Genomic DNA, 19,970 nt, shown 5'->3' on the forward strand with positions numbered 1-19,970 from the left:
CACTACGCTTGAAATTCCCATTATTTATAGCATACTTTTTTATATTGACTGACTTCTTTTAATTGTACAAAACAAGGCGCGATTCGCGCCTTGTTTTGTATTTATTATTTATGCTTCTTTGCTGTTATCAACAAGGAATTCGAGTGCTTTGCGTACTTTAAGGTCCGCTTTAAGTGTATCAAGTCCGCCCAGGGCCTGCTTGATGTTGTCAGCTGACATGTTGTATTGCTCAGCCATTTTATTCACTTCTTCTTCCGCTTCTTCATCAGATACTTCAAGATTTTCAGCTGCAGCGATTGCTTCAAGAGTCAAGTTCGTGCGTACACGCTTGCCTGCATCCTCTGTCATTTGAGCGCGAAGATCTTCTTCTGTCTGACCAGAGAATTGGAAGTATAGGTCAAGGTTCATACCTTGCATTTGAAGGCGTTGACCGAACTCTTGCATCATGCGGTCAACTTCACTGTTTACCATTACCTCAGGGATTTCAACTTCAGCATTTTCTGAAGCTTTTTCTACTAGCGCTTCGCGAACTGCTGTTTCAGCTTCGTTCTTCTTGGATTCCTGAAGGCGCTTTTCGATTTTTTCTTTAAGTTCAGCCAATGTTTCAACTTCTTCATCAGCATCTTTAGCGAATTCATCGTCTAAAGCAGGAAGTTCTTTTGTTTTGATTTCGTGAATTTTCACTTTGAATGTTGCAGCTTTTCCTGCAAGCTCAGCAGCATGGTATTCTTCAGGGAATGTAACTTCCACTTCCTTCTCAACACCCGCAGCCGCTCCAATTAATTGCTCTTCGAATCCAGGGATGAATTGTCCAGAACCCAGTTCAAGAGAATAGTTTTCAGCTTGGCCGCCTTCGAATGCTTCACCGTCAACGAATCCTTCGAAATCCATTGTCACTGTGTCGCCTTCTTCAGCTTTTCCCTCTTCTTTCACAACAAGCTCAGCTTGTTTTTCTTGAAGAGAAGTAAGTTCAGCTTCAACGTCTTCAGCTTTTACTTCAGCATCCACTTTTTCTACTTCAAGACCTTTGTAGTCTCCAAGTTTCACTTCAGGCTTCACTTGTACTTTCGCAGTGAAGATCAAGTCTTTGCCTTTTTCCATTTGTTCAACATCGATTTCCGGACGATCGATTGGCTCGATGCCTGTTTCTTCGATGGCACTTGCATAAGCATCAGGTAAGATGAAGTCAAGTGCATCTTGGTAAAGTGCTTCTACACCGAAGCGTTTTTCAAACATACCGCGAGGCATTTTACCTTTACGGAATCCTGGTACATTTACTTGTTTTACAACTTTTTTGAATGCAGCGTCCAAACCTTCGTTCACTTTCGCAGCATCTACTTCAATTGTAAGTACTCCTTGGTTACCTTCTTGCTTTTCCCATTTTGCAGACATACTGTTCCCTCCAACAATCTATATTTGATTCAAATTTTTACGCATAGTAGTAGATAGTCCTTTGTATAAATCTAGCACTATCATCGTAAATATATAAAAATCTATTCTATTGCAACCATTATATTATAACATACAGCTTCATTCTTTCAACAGAGAGCAATTAAATTGTGGGTGAAGAAATTTCCTCTAGGGCGTTCAGCTGTTCCAGAAGGTTCCCGCATTCACCGCAGTGTTCCATTTCCCCGTTCAATTCTTCATGCAGAATCGAATCCGCGAACATTTCCGCTGCAGCACTTGCGTAAACCATGGCAATATTCCCCGGGTCCCCCTGCTTCTCTAGTGGATAAAGCAGAAAACAATGCCTCTTCACCAGTTCCAAAGCATGTTGATATAAAGTTGGATTGCGCTGCGAAAGCAGGTCTTCCAGTTCTTCAGCCACGTTCTTAAACGTTTCTGTCTCAAAAACATCCTGAAGTTCCGAAGGTGTCACTTTCACTTCCGTGTCCAGTTTGATCATTGAAATTTCCTTATCATACCCATGTTCCCTCAATACATTCAGGATCATCGATTGTAAAAAAGGATGAGTGCTCCCTTCCTTTAAGCAGGACAACAGTTCCTGCAGATAGGGACGGATATTTTGATGTACGAGCTGTGCGGCTATCAGCGTCTGTTCCTCAAGGCTTTTATCTTTTAAAATTGAGGTCTCAGGAATCTCGGACTTTTCATCCATCTCCGTGACGGTTTCTTTCCCATCAAGGACTTTCTCGCTGAAGTGCAAAAGCTTCCTGAAATGCTCTTCTTTCTCGAATGGCACTTCTTTTTCATCGAAGAGAGCGTGGATCGTATCGACGACATCTTGATGCTGATGCAGCTGGATGAGAATCATCAAGTACATATCGACCACCTCGAAATATTCCCCGATCCCTTCAAGGAGCATTTCTTTGCAGATCACTTTGGCATCGTCATATTGTTTGTTTTCATAAAGAGCCAATACCAGCGCCGTATTGATATCGGGATTTTTTGGATCCATTTCATACGCCTGGGTCAAAAGGTCGGCTGATTCCTGAATTTCACCGTTCTCGAGAGCTTGTACACCCTTTTCAAGCAGCCTCTCCTTCAATCCGGGAAATTGCAGGACCTTTCCTTTTTCCTCATTGTTTATATTTGTCATAGTTAGTACCCCTATACGTAATCAAGATGGTAATAGTGTAGCATGAGAGATTGGAGAAAACAAAGATAAGCCCAAATAGAAAAAAAGCCTGCCGCACCGGCAGACTTCGTGTATGTAAGATTAGTGGCGTCCCAGAAGAGATTCGAACTCCCGACCTACAGTTTAGGAAACTGTTGCTCTATCCTGCTGAGCTACTGGGACATTATCTATATAACAGGATAACTCAGAGAAGATCAGTTATCAAGCAATATATTCGGATGAAAAAAAGATACCCCACAACCAGGCTGTGTCAGTATCCCTTATTTGTCAAACCCTGTGATGTCAAGGTATGTATGTAATGATAGTGGCGTCCCAGGAGAGATTCGAACTCCCGACCGACGGCTTAGAAGGCCGTTGCTCTATCCTGCTGAGCTACTGGGACAATATGTGTTGTTTTTAAGGACAATATTTATTATATTCACATAGCATATAGAAGTCAATACATTTTCAAAAAAAGTTTATTAACTGTTTTTCGCATCTTCCATCCGCTTCACTTTTTCATTATATCCTTTTCTTTCCTCTAAGAAAAGAAAAAAGAACCTCCTAATGAAAGAAGGCTCCCTCTACATATAAAAATTTATACGCTGAACTCCTGTTCCTCAACCAGTTCATGTTCATGGGTCAAGAATTGCACCTTGATCGAATGATCAGAAGCATCGAGCAAAGCATACGTCCGCTCCTGTCTTCCGCGCGGCAGCAGGATGCTTCCCGGATTCAGGAAGAGGGTTCCGCCCGCAATCTCGGCTCCGAGCGTATGGGAATGCCCGAAGAAGACGAATTTAGCGCCCGATTCCTCCGCTTTATACCGCAGCTTCATTAAGGACATCTTGATTCCATATAAATGTCCGTGAGTAACGAGGATCGTGTCCCCGTCTACTTCTTCGATCAGATCTTCGGGCAGACGGGCATCCATGTCACAATTTCCGCGAACAGCCAGGTAAGGAGTCAGAGCGGCATCATCGGCACTGAGTTCCGAATCGCCGCAGTGAATCATCGCGTTTACTTCACCGTCATATTTCTCAGCCAGCTCTTTAATCTCACTTTTGGAACCATGGCTGTCGCTGACAACTAAAAGCTTCATCTTTGTATCACCCTTTTAAACAAAGTCTTTGATCATTGTCCTCAATTTCTCAAGAGCGTTGCCCCGGTGACTGATTCTGCTTTTCTCTTCCTGTGTGAGTTCAGCCATCGACCTGCCGAGCGAAGGGACGAAAAAGATCGGATCATAGCCGAACCCGTTGCTTCCCCGTCTTTCCTGGAGAATCTGTCCTTCGCAGGTGCCGTTTACTGTGCGTGTTTCCATATGTGGTCCCGCAATCGCAAGCACACAATGGAATCTTGCATTTCTTTCGCCGCCGGGGACATCTTTTAATTCCGCCAGGACCTTGTCCATGTTGGCCTCATCATTTTTTTCTTCACCGGCATATCTGGCCGAGTAAACTCCCGGTCTTCCTTCCAATGCATCGATCGCCAAACCGGAATCATCAGCAATCACCAGTACACCAAGCTCTTTCGCTACTGTTTCTGCTTTCAAAATCGCATTTTCCTCAAAAGTCGTTCCTGTTTCTTCGACATCCTCGATATGGGGCATGTCTAGTAATGTCTGTACCTCATAACCGTGGGGAGCAAACATATTCTGAAATTCCTTTGCTTTCCCTTGATTCCTGGTCGCGATTATTACCTTTTTTGTCATAACTGCCCCCACCTTTATTGAATTCGTTGAGCAATTTCCCCGAGTGCATTTTTTTGCATCTCGAACAATTCCTGTATTCCTTCTTGTCCAAGCTCCAGCATTTCATGGAGCTGATTCATCGTGAACGTAGCTTCTTCACCTGTACCCTGCAGCTCGACGAATTCCCCTTCGCCGGTCATGATGATATTCATGTCCACAAGTGCTTTGCTGTCTTCAATATAATTAAGGTCGAGTACAGAACCATGTTCTTCTATGATTCCTACACTTGTCGCAGCCAAATAGCTTTTCAGCGGGAAGCGGGAGACCTTTTTGCTGTCCTGTAATTTCCCCAGGGCCAAGGCCATTGCAACGAATGCACCTGTAATGGAAGCGGTTCTTGTTCCTCCGTCCGCCTGAATGACATCACAATCAATCCAGATCGTCCGTTCCCCAATCGCGTCCAGGTCCACAACCGCCCTCAAAGCACGGCCGATCAAGCGTTGAATTTCCATCGTCCGACCTGAAATCTTCCCTTTCGAAGATTCACGGATATTTCTCGATTCCGTTGCTCTCGGCAGCATGGAATACTCTGCTGTAATCCAGCCTTTGCCGCTGTTTCTCAAAAAAGGCGGCACCCGGTCTTCGATGCTTGCGTTACAGATCACCTTTGTATTCCCCACCGTGATCAGTACAGACCCTTCCGGATGCATCACATATCCTGTTTCGATCTTCACTTCACGCAATTGATTCTTTTCTCTTCCATCTGCTCTCATATTTATCCTCCTGTATAACTCGTTTTCATTCATATGTATATTATCCTTCTCAAAAGAAGAAGAGGCGGCATCAGCCAACCTCTTTTTTCATCATTCTATAATAGTATATCAAAAAATGATCATTTAAAAACTAATTGTATTCACATTTTCAGGACGGGTGACCGGCTCTGTGACAGGTTCGCCATCTTTGCTTACTGTCGTCGCTTCACCTTCCACCAATACCGATACTCCTTTGATTCCTTTTTGTTCAGTCAATGAAAGGACAAGGGAATTCAGCATATGTTCTGAGACAACCTTTTCTTCCAGGCTTCCGTATACCGCTTCATTGAAATTCAGCGTCACTGTCCCATCCTTCAAGGACGGGTCATCCAGAAGTTCCGCACCGGTGAAATCACTGGCAAGCGATGAACCGTATCCAGGACCTTCGATGAGTTCCTGCACCACGGCTTTCACTTCATCCGATTCATTCGAGCTTACACGTTTGGTCACAGGAACATAGTACGTCCCGGAATCAGTCTGCGATACATAATAAACGGTTACCGGCTTAGTACTCGTAAGATCTGCGACTCCGCTCGCATCTACATTGATCCCCATTTTCCTCGATAATCCCGATTCATCGATTGGCGTTCCGTTTACAGGCATTTCGGTTAATGGATAACCGTTCACACGCAACTCGACTTTTTCAACCGAGTCGAATTGAGTCAGGGTCCATGTGACGGATTGCAGGATCTTTTGTTCATCTTCAGGCTGGTAATTATTGAACTCAGGTGAGAAATCCGCTATCGCCTTGCCGTCTTTGATGTCGACCGTCACCTGGGTATCCGCAGGCAGTACAGCCCGGAATCCATTTGGAAGCACATTCTCTACAGGACCGTTTTTCACCAGATATTCAAGCGCCTGCTTGGCAACACTCTCATTGTTCGGAAGCGGCAGTGACTGTGAAACCACATACCCGTTCTTATCGATGAGATACAGTTCTGTCATGACTGTTTCCTCTGCAGCTTCCTCTTTACTGGCCGTCTCTTTGCCATCCCCCTCTTTCTTAGCGGTATCTACCTTTTCACCTTCTTTTAAGTAGGACACATCCTGCGGCGGATCGATCTTTTCTTTATCCCCGAAACTTAACAGCCCGCACCCTGAAAGATACACAGAAGATGCTAACACCGTTACAGCAATTGAAACTTTCGCTTTTTTTGACATCGTGAAACCTCCTAAAAGACAGTTTGTACTACATATATACGAGCCCCTGTCCTGAAATAGACCGAAACTTTTCAGAAATGAAGACAAACTTTTTCAGGAGATTACAGAAGGGGAAATGACAATTGGGAAATCAGCGGAATAAGCCGGAGACATAGTCACACACATTTTTATTTTTTGAGTTTATCAAATATCTTCCCATTGGACGCAGACTGTTCTTTTATTATGTATAATCGCATCAAAAATTCTGACAGAAATAAGGGGTTATCGAAAACGAAGAATTTAATATCGAAATCTTAAAGTTTATTATCGAAAATCGACTTTTTATTATCGAGAACTTTTTTGAATGCCCCGTTATTTTTAAATATGGCCAGTTAATACTAAAGCGGCATGTCTTATTAACAAACAGCCATGTTTATAATCAATTCGCTGAGGGACATGATTAAAAAATAAAACCATCCAGCCAAGACACTCAGTCTTAAAGCCGGATGGTTTCAGCGCGGATCTCACCTATATTCAGCCAATCAGAGGCGATTTGTGAAAAAAGAAGGGAAGATCCCGTCGTGAAGAATCGGTGTTCGGGCACTTTGATCCCCCTGTATAAGAGGTTGTAGTAGTCCAGGATCGTACTGATTTCCCTGGCCGTCTCGTCACCTGAACTTATGACACTGACCGCATTCCCCATAAACTTCTTAATTTTCGACTGCAGGAGCGGATAGTGCGTGCAGCCCAGGATCAAGGTGTCAATATCCGTATCTTTCATGGAAGACAGCGTCTCTTCCACGATGCGATCGGCAGTGGGGCTGTTATACTCGCCGCTTTCTACTAAAGGGACAAATTTCGGACATGCAAGAGGGCTTACATCCAGGCTTCCGTGCAGCGAGTGAAGTGCTTCTTCGTACGCCCCGCTGTTAATGGTCCCGATGGTTCCGAGTACACCGATTTTTCTATTGTACGTGTGCTTGATTGCAGCTCTCGCACCCGGATGGATGACTCCTATGACTGGGATGTCCAATTGAGTCTGGATTTCATCCAATACGACTGCGGTCGCAGTATTGCAGGCAATGATGAGCATCTTCATATCGTACTGCAGCAGATACTCCGTCATCTGCCAGGTGAATTCCTTCACTTCTTCTGCCGACCGGGGTCCGTATGGACATCTTGCTGTATCACCCAGATAATAGATGGTTTCTTTAGGCAATTGGCGCATGACCTCTTTTGCGACAGTCAGTCCGCCAACACCCGAATCTATGATGCCAATCGGTTGAATCACTTTATTCCCTCACTCTGGTTTCATTTCTTGGTGCAGTTTTGCCAAGTTCCTTTTCAAACCTTCTACTTCTTCCTGAGAAAAATCTTCAAGGACACTTTGTAAATAATTCTGCCTTTTTTCGATGACTTCCTCAATAATTCTTTCGCCCTCTTTTAACATATGAATGCGGACGACCCGCCGGTCATTCTCATCCTTGACTCTTTCGACCAATTCATTCTTTTCCATGCGGTCGACAAGGTCCGTCGTTGTACTGCAGGCAAGATACATCTTATTGGAAAGATCGCCGATTGTCATGTCACCGTATTCAAACAACCATTGAAGCGCTATGAATTGAGGCGGCGTAAGCGTGTACTGACTTAAGATTTCACGCCCCTTTTGCTTAATGATGGAAGATATGTAACGCAAGTCTTTTTCTATATCTGCTACCACCTGTACATCGGCTTTCATCTTGATTTCTTCTTTATTCATGAACGAATTCTCCTTTGACTGACTAGTCCTAATTTAACATGATCACAACTACTTCTAAGGATTCACCATCTCCGCTCGCCGGGAAACAGCTGATTCCGATTAGTCCTATTAGCATTTTCTCTTTTTTTCGGGGAAATTTCAAGAAAAGAGAGGAGGCAGGTTCAGTATACCACTAAACTAAAAGAGACTGACTCTTACTTGGACAATAACGGTTAAAATACCCCGGATTATTGTTCATAAGAATCAGCCCCTTACTTTAAAGCTTGAGTTCCCCCATGCGAAGAAGCTCTACAACTGCCTGTGAGCGCCCCTTCACTCCAAGCTTTTGCATGGCGTTGGAAATATGATTTCGAACTGTTTTCTCGCTGATGAAAAGATCACTAGCAATCTCTTTCGTTGTTTTGTCCTGTACTAACAGCTCGAATACTTCTTTTTCTCTCTTTGTGAGCAACGGTTTGTGTGTAAAATCATTGTCCTTCAATTATGGTAACCCTCCTTGCCTTCGCCAGCTTTAAACCGCGGGGATGGGTATTGTCGGTCGTCAGAATATCATATGTGAAGGTGAGGTTTAGAGTGACATAGAGAAGGAGTAATTTCAAAAATTAGGCAGTGATTCATTCACACAGTATTCAGGATGAGGAGGACATGACTGAAGGACAGTCAAATTTCTTTCTCATCTCTTCCGTCCAAGGGACACCTTTTCCCGTCTTACGTGAAATCTGTACCATCGTTCCTCTGCCAACGAAGCAGACATCTTGCTTTTCATTTACGCCCATATAATGCAGGTCTACTGAAGATTTCCCTACAGTGGCCGCTTTCACATAAACATTCAAGCGTTCCCCAAAGTAGACTTGCTTCAGAAAGTCGCACTGCAGGTCTGCTACGACCGGGATCGTGTCATGATCGGGCTTCACCCAATCCTGCATGAATCCCTGATATTTAAAAAAGTCGGTTCTTGCTTCCTCGAAGTATGTAAATGGAACAGTGTTGTTCAGGTGTCCAAACATATCCGTCTCGGAAAATCGAACCTTGATTTCTATGGAGAAATGAAATTCTTTTTGCCATGTGTCTATGTCTTTAATGTATGTAATATGTTTCAAAATGGCTCCTCCTTTTAGGCATATAATAAATGAATGAATATTCATTCTTTTTTGTTTATTATAATCCTTTTTTCTTCATTTAGGAACCGTTTAGTTTCAAAAACCTGCCAAGAACCACCGGGCAGGCAAAATTTATCGTATGGAGCGGCGGATAAATCCCTTAATTTCCCTAGTGACGGAATTATTCGCAGAATCGAAAGAAAAAAGCGGAAAATTGAAAGATTAATGATTAAATTCGAAAGATTATCATCCCAAATTCGAAGATTACTGACCAAATTCGAAAGATTCCTCATAAACGGCCCTTCAATTCATCAATCCAAACAGCTTAATCCCCTAAAAACTCAGCATCAGGTGGTTCATAATCAACAAAATGGTCATTAAAAAACCCAATTCCCCCCACTACTGTCCTTCCACAACGATTTTCCTCAAAAAGAAACAAACAATGATAGAATTTCCTAATTTCCTGCACCAAAAAAAGCACTTCCCCGAAGGAAAGTGCTTTCGATAATTAATCTACCATATGGTCGCTTCCGAAGAAGTTTTTGAACATTTGGAAGGATGTTTCGCGGTTCAGTGCTGCGATTGATGTTGTCAAAGGGATTCCCTTCGGACAAGATTGCACGCAGTTTTGAGAGTTACCGCAGTTGGCAAGGCCTCCGTCTCCCATGATGGATTCCAGACGTTCATCTTTGTTCATGGCACCTGTTGGATGCGCATTGAAAAGGCGAACCTGTGAGAGCGGTGCAGGACCGATGAAATTGGACTTGCTGTTTACGTTTGGGCACGCTTCCAAGCATACTCCGCATGTCATGCATTTGGATAATTCATAAGCCCATTGACGTTTTTTCTCCGGCATGCGGGGACCAGGTCCAAGATCGTAAGTCCCGTCGATCGGGATCCATGCCTTTACTTTTTTCAGGCTGTCGAACATCCTGCTGCGGTCGACCTGCAGGTCACGCACGACCGGGAATGTTTTCATCGGAGCCAGCTGGATCGGCTGTTCAAGCTGATCGACAAGTGCTGTACATGATTGTCTGGGCTTTCCGTTGATCACCATTGAACAGGCTCCGCAGACTTCCTCGAGACAGTTCATATCCCAGTTGATCGGGGTCGTTTTTTCACCCTTGGCATTGACCGGATTCCGGCGGATTTCCATAAGGGCTGAAATTACGTTCATATTCGGGCGATAAGCCAGTTCAAACTCTTCCTGGTAAGGAGCTGCTTCAGGGCCGTCTTGACGAGTAATGATAAAACGGACAGTCTTGTTTTCACTCATCATTTACTTCCCCCTTTATTCTTAGAATAGTCGCGCTTACGCGGTGCAATCATGCTTGTGTCGACTTCTTCATAATGAAACTCAGGTGAATTCGTTGCTGCATTATATTTTGCCATTGTCGTTTTAAGGAATTCTTCATCATTACGCTCAGGGAAATCAGGCTTATAGTGTGCTCCGCGGCTTTCGTTACGGTTAAGTGCGCCGATCGTGATGACACGTGCAAGCTGAAGCATATTCCACAATTGACGTGTAAACGTGGCACCCTGGTTGCTCCATTTGGCAGTATCGTTGATGTTGATATTCTTATAGCGCTCCATAAGCTCAAGAATCTTGTTGTCTGTTTCTTTCAATTTATCATTGTAACGTACAACCGTTACGTTATCGGTCATCCACTCACCCAGTTCTTTATGGATGACATAAGCGTTTTCGGTTCCATTCATGGACATGATTGTGTTCCACTTTTCCTCTTCCTGCTGCACGTGGCGTTCGAATACGGAAGAAGGAACACTTTCAACGGACTTCTCAAGACCTTGGATATACTTGACAGCATTCGGCCCGGCTACCATACCGCCGTAGATTGCAGAAAGCAGTGAGTTGGCTCCAAGACGATTTGCACCGTGCTGAGAATAATCACATTCCCCTGCAGCGAAAAGACCTGGGATATTTGTCATTTGATCATAATCAACCCAAAGTCCGCCCATTGAATAGTGCACGGCAGGGAATATCTTCATTGGGACTTTGCGCGGATCGTCTCCCATGAACTTCTCATAGATTTCGATGATTCCGCCAAGTTTGATATCAAGTTCCTTGGAATCTTTATGTGAAAGATCAAGGTAAACCATGTTTTCTCCATTAATACCAAGCTTCTGATTCACGCACACATCGAAAATTTCACGTGTCGCAATATCACGCGGTACCAGGTTTCCATAAGCAGGATACTTCTCTTCAAGGAAATACCAAGGCTTACCGTCTTTATACGTCCAAACACGTCCGCCTTCACCACGTGCAGATTCACTCATGAGGCGAAGCTTATCGTCACCAGGGATGGCTGTCGGGTGAATCTGGATGAATTCACCGTTTGCATAATATGCACCCTGCTGGTACACGATTGAAGCTGCAGATCCTGTATTGATGACAGAGTTCGTGGACTTACCGAAGATGATCCCGGGTCCCCCTGTCGCCATGATGACTGCATCTGCCGCAAATGATTTGATTTCCATCGTTTGAAGGTTCTGTGCAACGATCCCTCGGGCAGCGCCATCGTCGTCCACGACCACTCCGAGGAATTCCCAGCCTTCAAATTTATTGACAAGCCCTGCCACTTCATGGCGGCGGACCTGCTCGTCCAATGCATAAAGAAGCTGCTGTCCAGTCGTCGCACCTGCAAATGCAGTACGGTGATGCTGCGTTCCACCAAAGCGTCGGAAATCAAGAAGTCCTTCCGGCGTACGGTTGAACATGACGCCCATGCGGTCAAGCAAGTGGATGATGCCCGGTGCTGCTTCTGCCATTGCTTTTACAGGAGGCTGATTCGCAAGGAAATCCCCTCCATATATTGTATCGTCAAAGTGAACCCAAGGAGAATCGCCTTCCCCTTTTGTGTTTACGGCTCCATTAATTCCACCTTGAGCACAGACAGAGTGAGAACGTTTAACAGGTACAAGTGAAAATAAATCCACTTCCGTTCCTACTTCTGCTGCTTTGATCGTTGCCATTAAGCCGGCTAATCCGCCGCCGACTACAATAATTTTGCCTTTACTCATCGTGACTCACTCCTTTTCCTGCGGAAGTTGCCTGCTGATATCTATCAGACTTCTATAATTGTTTCTCTTACACAAACGCGAAGATTGCGCGCATACCAACTACTGATAACGCTACAAAAATTCCGATCGTTACGTATGTAGCAATTAACTGAGAACGAGGTGAAACCGTGATACCCCAGCTTACACAGAATGACCATAAGCCATTAGCAAAGTGGAAGATCGTGGATAATACACCGATTACATAAAAACCAAGCATTAATGGATTCGATAAAATATTCTCCATCATCTGGAAGTTAACTTCCGCTCCAAAAGCCGCAGCTACTCTGGTTTCCCATACATGCCATGTTACAAAGATAAACGTGATTACCCCTGACACACGCTGCAGAAGGAACATCCAGTTGCGGAAATAACCGTATCTGCTGGCATTATTCTTGGATGTGAACGCAATGTAAATTCCATAGATAGCATGGAAATACAATGGAAGGAAGATGATAAAGATTTCAAGGAAATAACGGAACGGCAGACTTTCCATAAAATGTGCCGCTTGATTGAATGATTCTTCCCCGCCTGTTGCAAAATGGTTCACAACTAAATGTTGAGTTAAAAATAATCCAACTGGAATAACACCTAGTAATGAATGAAGCCTGCGATAATTAAATTCTCGATTTCCAGCCATGATTTACCCCCCTTAATCATAAAATATGAGGCCGTTTTCTAATCAACATCATCATTAGACAACGATACATATTTTATGTTGTAACAATTATGTGACAAGTTTCATTTTACTCCCATAGAGTGTGAGCGTCAAGAAAACGTATACATAAATTCGACAATATCGCTAAAATATTTTTAATTTAGAGACAACGACTAAATACGGTTAAATCCGCCTTTAATAATTAGAATTTTCTAATTATTAATCAATAATATTATACCGCCAAAATATCCCAACTTTCATTTTTCAGGTTTGGGATGATAAATCGACTTTACATGTATATAATAGTTTTATAGAAAGAGGGGATTTACTTGGAACAGAAAAAAGAAGAACTTTATGAACCAACCGTCCCGGTGTTCGGCTATGAACTGATGAGGGATATCCTGCTCCCCGACATTTTGGGGAAGCACACCCCGGAAATCTTATATTGGGGCGGCAAGCAGCTCTCCAGAAAATTCCCCCTGCAGTCAATTGATGAATATTCTTCTTTTTTTGAAGAAGCAGGCTGGGGGACATTGACGGTAGCAGAACAAAAGAAAAATGAAATGACCTTTGAACTGCGCGGTTCATTCGTCGAAAGACGCCTGTCAATAAATTCGGACGTTTCATTCAAATTGGAAGCCGGCTTTCTTGCAGAACAAATCCAGCTCCAAAAAAAATGCACGACTGAAGCAGCTGACGAAATACATAAACGAAATCGGTCCGTGAAAATCATCGCCCGCTGGGATGAAAAAGATAAAGTCGAATAAACAGCCGGCCGCCGTTAATAGATGAATGGAAAAGGGTTGACTCCTGAGGAGTCAACCCTTTTCAAATGGAGCTCCAGCGCCCAGTCCCTCTAAACGTTTCGGTGAAGTCAAAAAACGATTTTACTGGCCGGAGCTCCCACGCTTGTCGGCTGAACAAGGCGCTTCCGCTTTTCTCAGAGAGTCACTTCTTCTACTTTGACAGCATCCAGTTTGAACGCCGTATGTAACACTCCGGCAGCTTTTTGCATATTCACCTGGTCGACAACGGCCGACACCTTAATCTCGGATGTGCTGACCATTTTGACGATGATGTCATTTTGGGCAAGGACTTCAAACATTTCTGCCGCAACACCGGGGTTAGATATCATTCCGGATCCGACGATGGATACCTTGGCAAGATCACGTTCATGTTCTATATGGGTGAATCCGAGTTCCCCCTGATTCTTCTCCAAAACCGCGAGGGCGTCTTCAAGGTCGTGCTCCTTGATTGAAAAAGATAGATTCGTTGTATCCTTGTCTGTCTGGCTTTGAATGATGATATCCACGTTCAGATGATTCCTGGCCAGAGTTGTGAATACGGACGAGAGACCGGTCAATGCATTTCCAAGTCCAAACACCGTCACCCTTACAATTTCATCTTCAAACGCCACTCCTCTTACCACTAAATTCTGTTCCATGCTTGCTTCCTCCTCAATATACGTACCTTCGACTTTTTCAAGGCTTGATCTCACTTCCAGCGGGATTTGATAATTTTTCGCAAACTCGACAGCCCTTGGATGAAGGACCCCCGCACCCAGGTTGGCAAGTTCGAGCATTTCATCATAAGAAATCGATGGCAGCTTCCTTGCTCCCTTTATATAACGGGGATCGGATGAATAGACCCCGTCGACATCTGTATAAATATCACACCGGTCTGCTTTCAGCGCAGCCGCGATCGCCACAGCGGTTGTGTCGGATCCCCCGCGGCCGAGCGTAGTGATTTCACCGGAAGGCGTCATCCCCTGAAAACCTGCTACGATCACGACTTTACCGCTTTCGAGCTGTCCCGTCATTTTTTCTGTATGGATATTGATGATGCGTGCGTTGCTGTGGACAGTTTCTGTCTCGATCCCTGCCTGCCATCCTGTATACGATATGGCCTCCTGACCGGCCTGGATCAGCGCCATTGTCAACAGTGAGATGGTCACCTGTTCCCCGGTCGACAACAGCATATCCATTTCCCTTTTACTTGGGCGGGAAGTGATTTCCCTTGCCATTCCAACTAGAGCATCCGTTGTTTTCCCCATGGCGGATACTACCACGACAACGTCATTTCCCCGATTCTTCTCTTCTAAAATCCTTGACGCAACATTTTGAATTTTTTCGACAGAACCTACAGATGTCCCCCCGAATTTCTGAACGATAATACTCACAGCTTCTCCTTCTTTCTCTTTGAGTGTAGAAATAGAATCTTATTTTCTGAAGAGAATCATCTGACTACTGCTGAGATCCCGCTGCAATGAGGAATGGTCTCTATCCTATTGCAGTCCCATGCCTGATAATAAAAAAAGCAATGAGATGGAGGTCTCATTGCTTATGAACTTAAAGTAAAAAATACTGATCTGTTCATCGGCATTGTGAGATAGCTCTCCAAGATTGATTCATCTTGACAATCCTGCATTTCTTAAACGCAGGACCAGCGGAATTAGTATGAGTCTAATACCACTTCGGCGAATCTCCCCTTCCCAGACATCTCACCGGAGCCCATACTCCTCTTTGCCTGTACTCTTGAAGTTCGCACCTCTATCACCACTATTGAAAGTGATAATGTTTTAAATTATCGATAATTATAGCACACGAAAAAATTGGAAGCAACGAGGTTTTTATAAAATTGCGATAAATTTTTTTGGTCATTCGGGTGAAACATTCGTTTCACCCGCTTTTCAGCGGAGCTGAAAAGTCCCATATCAAATAAGAAAGCCTGGACCAAGCGAGCTTGGTCCAGGCTTTCTTATTTGATATGGGAAATGAACCAAAAAATTAAACGTTGTCCATATACCCTATTCGTTTAGTTTCTCATGCAAAACTTTCGCCACTGTTTCAGGGATGCCGATATCCTGAAGTTCCTCTACGGTTGCTTCTTTCATTTTTTTCATGGAGCCGAAGTGTTTGAGAAGCTGTTTTTTGCGCTTTGGTCCGATTCCATCAATGTCGTCCAGGATGGATTGGAAGACGCTTTTTCCGCGGATCTGGCGGTGGAATGTGATGGCAAAGCGGTGGACTTCGTCCTGGATTCGCTGCAGCAGGTAAAATTCCTGACTGCGTTTTTCCAAAGGTACGATCTGCAAGGGATTTCCGTATAGGAGCTCAGATGTCTGGTGTTTATCGTCCTTGGCAAGACCGCCTAAAGGTATATCAAGTCCCAGCTCATTTTCCAGTACTTCACGAGCCGCTTCAATCTGGCCTTTCCCTCCGTCGATGATGATGAGGTCCGGGAGAGGGAGTCCATCTTTCAACACCCTGGAGTACCGTCTCCTTACCACTTCCCTCATCGATTCATAATCATCGGGTCCTTTGACGGTCTTTATCTTGTATTTCCGGTATTCTTTTTTGGCAGGCTTTCCGTCCACGAATACGATCATCGCTGATACCGGAGCGGAGCCTTGTATATTCGAGTTATCGAATGCTTCGATCCGGAATGGGGTGTAGATCCCCATCTGTTCGCCCAGCCTTTCGATCGCTTTGATCGTTCTCTCTTCATCCCGCTCGATCAGGGCAAACTTCTCATCAAGCGCCTGCTTGGCATTTTTCTCCGCCAGTTTCACCAGCTCTTTTTTCTTGCCCCTTTTCGGCTGTGTGATTTTCACATCAAGGAGTTTCATGGCGAGTTCTTCGTCAATATTCTCAGGCAGAAAGATTTCTCTCGGCTTGAAATGGTTTGCTTTTGAATAAAACTGGCCCAGGAATGTCAGGAATTCATCTTCTGGTTCATTGTAAAGAGGGAATAATGAGACATCGCGTTCAATCAATTTACCCTGCCTCACAAAGAAGACCTGCACACACATCCAGCCTTTATCGACGGCGAAACCAAACACATCACGGTCTGTAAAGTCTGTCATCGTCATCTTCTGCTTTTCCATCGTTGCTACTATATGAAGGATTTGATCCCGGAATTCCTTTGCCCGTTCAAACTCAAGATTTTCAGAAGCTTCCTTCATTTTTTCCGAAAGCTCTTTCTTGATCTCTTTGTATCCTCCGTTCAGGAATCTCGCAATTTCATCCGTCATTTCCCTGTACGTGTCTTTGCTCACTTCTTTTACACAAGGGGCGAGGCATTGTCCCATATGGTAATAAAGGCAGACGCGGTCAGGGAGTGTGGTACATTTTCGCAGCGGGTAAAGACGGTCAAGCAGCTTTTTCGTTTCATTCGCTGCCCCCACATTCGGGTATGGGCCGAAGTACTTTCCTTTACCCCTCTGTACCTTGCGGGTCGTGATCAATCGCGGATGACGCTCATTGGTCAATTTGATGAAAGGATAACTTTTGTCATCCTTCAACATGACGTTATATTTCGGGTCATACTTTTTAATCAGATTCATCTCGAGCACAAGGGCTTCAAGATCTGAAGATGTCATGATATATTCAAAGTCTTCTATTTCCCCGACAAGCCTTTGTGTCTTCGCATCATGGGAGCCCGTAAAGTATGACCGGACCCGGTTCTTCAGTACTTTTGCCTTCCCTACATAAATAATCGTGCCCTGCCTGTCTTTCATCAAATAGCAGCCGGGCTGATCCGGCAGCAGGGCAAGTTTATTGGTAATGACAGAATTCACGTATTTCCCCTCCCTTCTTCTATCATAACCGAAGGAATAAGAAAAGCCGAGGCACCATGCCCCGGCTTTTCAATCAATCACTTCTCATTAAGCATGTTTATTCAATAATTCAGCAAGAGCTTCTTTTGGTTGGAAACCGATTACTTTATCCACTACTTCGCCGTCTTTAAGGACAACAAGTGTAGGGATGCTCATTACGCCGTACTTGCCGGCTGTTTCCTGGTTTTCATCAACGTCAACTTTGACGATTTTCACTTTGTCTCCCATTTCGCTGTCAAGCTCTTCCAATACAGGAGCGATCATTTTACAAGGTCCGCACCAAGGTGCCCAGAAGTCAGCCAGTACAAGTCCAGAGTTTGTTTCGTTTACAAAGTTTTGGTCAGTAGCATTTGTAATTGCCATAAGTATATGCCTCCTAATTTCATGAAATCTAACGTAAGTATATCACCGATAAAAGTGCTGTGCTATAAATCTGCTCGTTGGTAATATACCCTCCCGAAAACGTTCTATGCAATGCTTTAGAAAATACACTTTTAAAAACCTCTGCCGGATGGCAGGGCGAAAAAATAAGGAGTAGCCGTGTGGCTACTGCCTTATTTTCTTATACTATTCATTTACCCGTGGATGTGTTTTTAAAACGTCCGGTTTATGAAGATGAAACTTTAAGTTTCTTGAACTCTTCCGTGAGCATCGGCACGACTTCAAAAAGGTCTCCCACGATTCCGTAGTCTGCCACATTGAAGATGTTCGCTTCAGGATCTTTGTTGATCGCCACAATCACTTTGGAGTTCGACATACCTGCCAAGTGCTGGATGGCCCCAGAGATTCCGCATGCAATATACAGGTCCGGCGTTACAACCTTACCAGTCTGCCCGATTTGGAGTGAGTAATCACAGTAGTCGGCATCACATGCACCGCGTGATGCTCCGACTGCTCCACCGAGTACGTCAGCCAGTTCTTTCAAAGGTTCGAATCCGTCTTCACTCTTCACTCCGCGTCCGCCTGCAATGATGACTTTTGCTTCAGACAGATCGACGCCTTCGCTTGCCTTACGGACAACATCCTTGATGATGGTGCGTAAATCCGTAATATCGACGGATAGGGAAGTTACATCTCCGGAACGTGATTCATCCTTCGCCAATGGTTCGATATTGTTAGGACGGATAGTTGCAAAAATCAACCCGTCAGTGACGATTTTCTTTTCGAACGCTTTCCCTGAGTAAATCGGACGCGTGAACACAAGGTTTCCGCCCGCTTCTTCAAGGTCTGTTGCATCGGAAATCAGTCCTGTGCTGAGCTTGCTCGCAAGTTTTGGTGACAGGTCTTTTCCTAATGCAGTGTGGCCGAAGATGATTCCTTCAGGCTTCTCCTGATCGATCACAGCCATCAGTGCCTGTGAATAACCGTCAGATGTATATTGATCAAGCTTATCATGTTCAACAACAATCACTTTATCTGCACCATACTGGATCATTTCCTGGCCTAAAGCGCTTACTTCTTTGCCGGCTAAAACACCGATGACTTCGCCGCCTTCTGCAACAGTTTTACCTGCTGCAATCGCTTCGAATGAAACGTTACGCAATGATCCGTCCCTGACTTCTCCTAGTACCAATACTTTTCTTGCCATGTTAAATACCCCCTGAGTGTTAGTTGAGTGTGAATAGATAAGTTATTAAACGAGATCTCTTCCGAAATCAGACTACTTTCGCTTCATTGCGTAGAAGCTGAACCAGTTCTGAAACCTGAGCATCCAGCTCACCTTCCAATACTTTACCTGCTTCCTTCTTAGGCGGAAGGTAGATTTCGATTGTCTTTGTCTTCGCTTCCACATCATCTTCATCCAGATCTAAATCATCCAGTTCCAATTCTTCAAGAGGCTTTTTCTTCGCCTTCATGATTCCAGGAAGGGATGGATAACGCGGCTCATTCAATCCCTGCTGCGCAGTGACTAATAAAGGCAGTGAAGTTTCGATCACTTCAGAGTCACCTTCGACATCGCGTGTGACCGTCACTGTTTCCCCGTCGATCTCAAGTTTGGTGATCGTTGTAACGTATGGTATATCCAATTGCTCCGCTACGCGCGGGCCTACCTGGCCGGAACCGCCGTCGATCGCCACATTTCCTGCAAGGATCAGGTCAACATCCTGGTCTTTTAAGTATTGAGACAGAACGGATGCAGTTGTAAATTGATCTCCATAATCAAGATCATCTTCAGTATTTATCAATACAGCTTTATCTGCTCCCATTGCCAAAGCTGTTCTTAATTGCTTTTCACTTTCTTCTCCGCTGACAGTCACCACTGTCACTTCTCCTCCGTGGGCATCGCGGACTTGAATCGCTTCTTCCACTGCATACTCATCGTATGGATTTATAATAAATTCAGCCCCATCTTCTGCGATTTGACCGTTTTGGATCGAAATTTTCTCCTCAGTATCAAACGTTCTTTTCAAAAGTACATAGATGTTCATTCCTAAGTCCCTCCTAATAATTGAAAACATTCTTTCCCTTAAAAAGATTTTGAAAATTTAACCCCTTTGAATGGGCAGTGCGCAAAATGATAACGTTTTCACACT

At 44.3% G+C, this 19,970-nt stretch carries 19 protein-coding genes, 2 tRNA genes and 1 riboswitch; of the genes, 1 reads left to right on the forward strand and 20 read right to left on the reverse strand.

Features of this window, described 5'->3' with window-relative positions; genetic code table 11:
• Positions 1-108 precede the first annotated feature (108 nt).
• The 15 genes from tig to BHE18_RS13735 all read right to left on the reverse strand — a co-directional run bounded on the left by tig (position 109) and on the right by BHE18_RS13735 (position 12,800).
• On the reverse strand, positions 109-1,392 hold the full coding sequence (tig, locus tag BHE18_RS13660; protein WP_071619109.1) for a trigger factor: 1,284 nt from the start codon (positions 1,390-1,392) through the stop codon (positions 109-111).
• 160 nt (positions 1,393-1,552) lie between these two features.
• Positions 1,553-2,563 (reverse strand): tetratricopeptide repeat protein, encoded by a 1,011-nt coding sequence (locus BHE18_RS13665; protein WP_071619110.1) that lies wholly within the window; start codon positions 2,561-2,563, stop codon positions 1,553-1,555.
• Between the two features lie 124 nt (positions 2,564-2,687).
• Positions 2,688-2,764 (reverse strand) — tRNA-Arg (locus BHE18_RS13670).
• A 143-nt stretch (positions 2,765-2,907) separates the two neighbouring features.
• Positions 2,908-2,984 (reverse strand) — tRNA-Arg (locus BHE18_RS13675).
• A 195-nt stretch (positions 2,985-3,179) separates the two neighbouring features.
• Positions 3,180-3,683, reverse strand: coding sequence for a metallophosphoesterase family protein (locus BHE18_RS13680; protein ID WP_071619111.1), 504 nt, complete (start codon positions 3,681-3,683; stop codon positions 3,180-3,182).
• Between the two features lie 15 nt (positions 3,684-3,698).
• Positions 3,699-4,295, reverse strand: a complete 597-nt coding sequence (locus BHE18_RS13685) for an XTP/dITP diphosphatase (protein ID WP_071619112.1) — start codon at positions 4,293-4,295, stop codon at positions 3,699-3,701.
• A gap of 14 nt (positions 4,296-4,309) precedes the next feature.
• Entirely contained in the window at positions 4,310-5,047 is a 738-nt protein-coding gene (gene rph, locus BHE18_RS13690; protein ID WP_071619113.1) for a ribonuclease PH, read from the reverse strand.
• A gap of 123 nt (positions 5,048-5,170) precedes the next feature.
• Positions 5,171-6,247, reverse strand: a complete 1,077-nt coding sequence (locus BHE18_RS13695) for a GerMN domain-containing protein (RefSeq protein WP_071619114.1) — start codon at positions 6,245-6,247, stop codon at positions 5,171-5,173.
• 475 nt (positions 6,248-6,722) lie between these two features.
• Positions 6,723-7,517, reverse strand: coding sequence for a glutamate racemase (racE, locus tag BHE18_RS22920; RefSeq protein ID WP_071619115.1), 795 nt, complete (start codon positions 7,515-7,517; stop codon positions 6,723-6,725).
• A 9-nt stretch (positions 7,518-7,526) separates the two neighbouring features.
• Entirely contained in the window at positions 7,527-7,985 is a 459-nt protein-coding gene (locus tag BHE18_RS22925) for a MarR family winged helix-turn-helix transcriptional regulator (protein ID WP_071619116.1), read from the reverse strand.
• 256 nt (positions 7,986-8,241) lie between these two features.
• A complete protein-coding gene (locus BHE18_RS13710) occupies positions 8,242-8,466 on the reverse strand; it encodes a helix-turn-helix domain-containing protein (protein ID WP_032087424.1) in 225 nt (74 codons plus the stop codon).
• Positions 8,467-8,614: 148 nt separating this feature from the next.
• Complete coding sequence (locus BHE18_RS13715; RefSeq protein WP_071619117.1) at positions 8,615-9,085, reverse strand: acyl-CoA thioesterase; 471 nt, start codon at positions 9,083-9,085, stop codon at positions 8,615-8,617.
• A gap of 508 nt (positions 9,086-9,593) precedes the next feature.
• Complete coding sequence (gene sdhB / locus BHE18_RS13725; RefSeq protein ID WP_071619318.1) at positions 9,594-10,361, reverse strand: succinate dehydrogenase iron-sulfur subunit; 768 nt, start codon at positions 10,359-10,361, stop codon at positions 9,594-9,596.
• Positions 10,361-12,124 carry a succinate dehydrogenase flavoprotein subunit gene (gene sdhA / locus BHE18_RS13730; RefSeq protein WP_071619119.1) on the reverse strand — a complete coding sequence of 588 codons (1,764 nt, stop codon included), beginning with the start codon at positions 12,122-12,124 and terminating at the stop codon, positions 10,361-10,363. The genes sdhB and sdhA overlap by 1 nt, the downstream gene beginning before the upstream one ends.
• 67 nt (positions 12,125-12,191) lie before the next feature.
• Positions 12,192-12,800: a succinate dehydrogenase cytochrome b558 subunit gene (locus tag BHE18_RS13735; protein ID WP_071619120.1), complete on the reverse strand. Its 609-nt coding sequence runs from the start codon at positions 12,798-12,800 to the stop codon at positions 12,192-12,194.
• A 347-nt stretch (positions 12,801-13,147) separates the two neighbouring features.
• Between BHE18_RS13735 and BHE18_RS13740 the strand changes: the two genes are divergently transcribed.
• The gene (locus tag BHE18_RS13740) at positions 13,148-13,585 is read left to right on the forward strand and encodes a YslB family protein (protein WP_071619121.1); all 438 of its coding nucleotides are present in this window, start codon (positions 13,148-13,150) and stop codon (positions 13,583-13,585) included.
• Positions 13,586-13,758: 173 nt separating this feature from the next.
• Here BHE18_RS13740 and BHE18_RS13745 read toward each other — a convergent pair whose 3' ends face one another.
• From BHE18_RS13745 to BHE18_RS13765, 5 genes are all read right to left on the reverse strand, one after another.
• The gene (locus BHE18_RS13745) at positions 13,759-14,997 is read right to left on the reverse strand and encodes an aspartate kinase (RefSeq protein ID WP_071619122.1); all 1,239 of its coding nucleotides are present in this window, start codon (positions 14,995-14,997) and stop codon (positions 13,759-13,761) included.
• Positions 14,998-15,199: 202 nt separating this feature from the next.
• Positions 15,200-15,378: riboswitch (Lysine riboswitch) on the reverse strand.
• A 246-nt stretch (positions 15,379-15,624) separates the two neighbouring features.
• Positions 15,625-17,397 (reverse strand): excinuclease ABC subunit UvrC, encoded by a 1,773-nt coding sequence (gene uvrC, locus BHE18_RS13750; protein WP_071619123.1) that lies wholly within the window; start codon positions 17,395-17,397, stop codon positions 15,625-15,627.
• Positions 17,398-17,484: 87 nt separating this feature from the next.
• A complete protein-coding gene (trxA, locus tag BHE18_RS13755) occupies positions 17,485-17,805 on the reverse strand; it encodes a thioredoxin (protein WP_268876352.1) in 321 nt (106 codons plus the stop codon).
• A gap of 238 nt (positions 17,806-18,043) precedes the next feature.
• A complete protein-coding gene (locus BHE18_RS13760) occupies positions 18,044-19,024 on the reverse strand; it encodes an electron transfer flavoprotein subunit alpha/FixB family protein (RefSeq protein WP_071619124.1) in 981 nt (326 codons plus the stop codon).
• A 67-nt stretch (positions 19,025-19,091) separates the two neighbouring features.
• Complete coding sequence (locus BHE18_RS13765; protein ID WP_071619125.1) at positions 19,092-19,865, reverse strand: electron transfer flavoprotein subunit beta/FixA family protein; 774 nt, start codon at positions 19,863-19,865, stop codon at positions 19,092-19,094.
• Positions 19,866-19,970 lie beyond the last annotated feature (105 nt).

The organism is Rossellomorea aquimaris, from assembly GCF_001877785.1.
GTDB classification, from domain to species: domain Bacteria; phylum Bacillota; class Bacilli; order Bacillales; family Bacillaceae_B; genus Rossellomorea; species Rossellomorea aquimaris_A.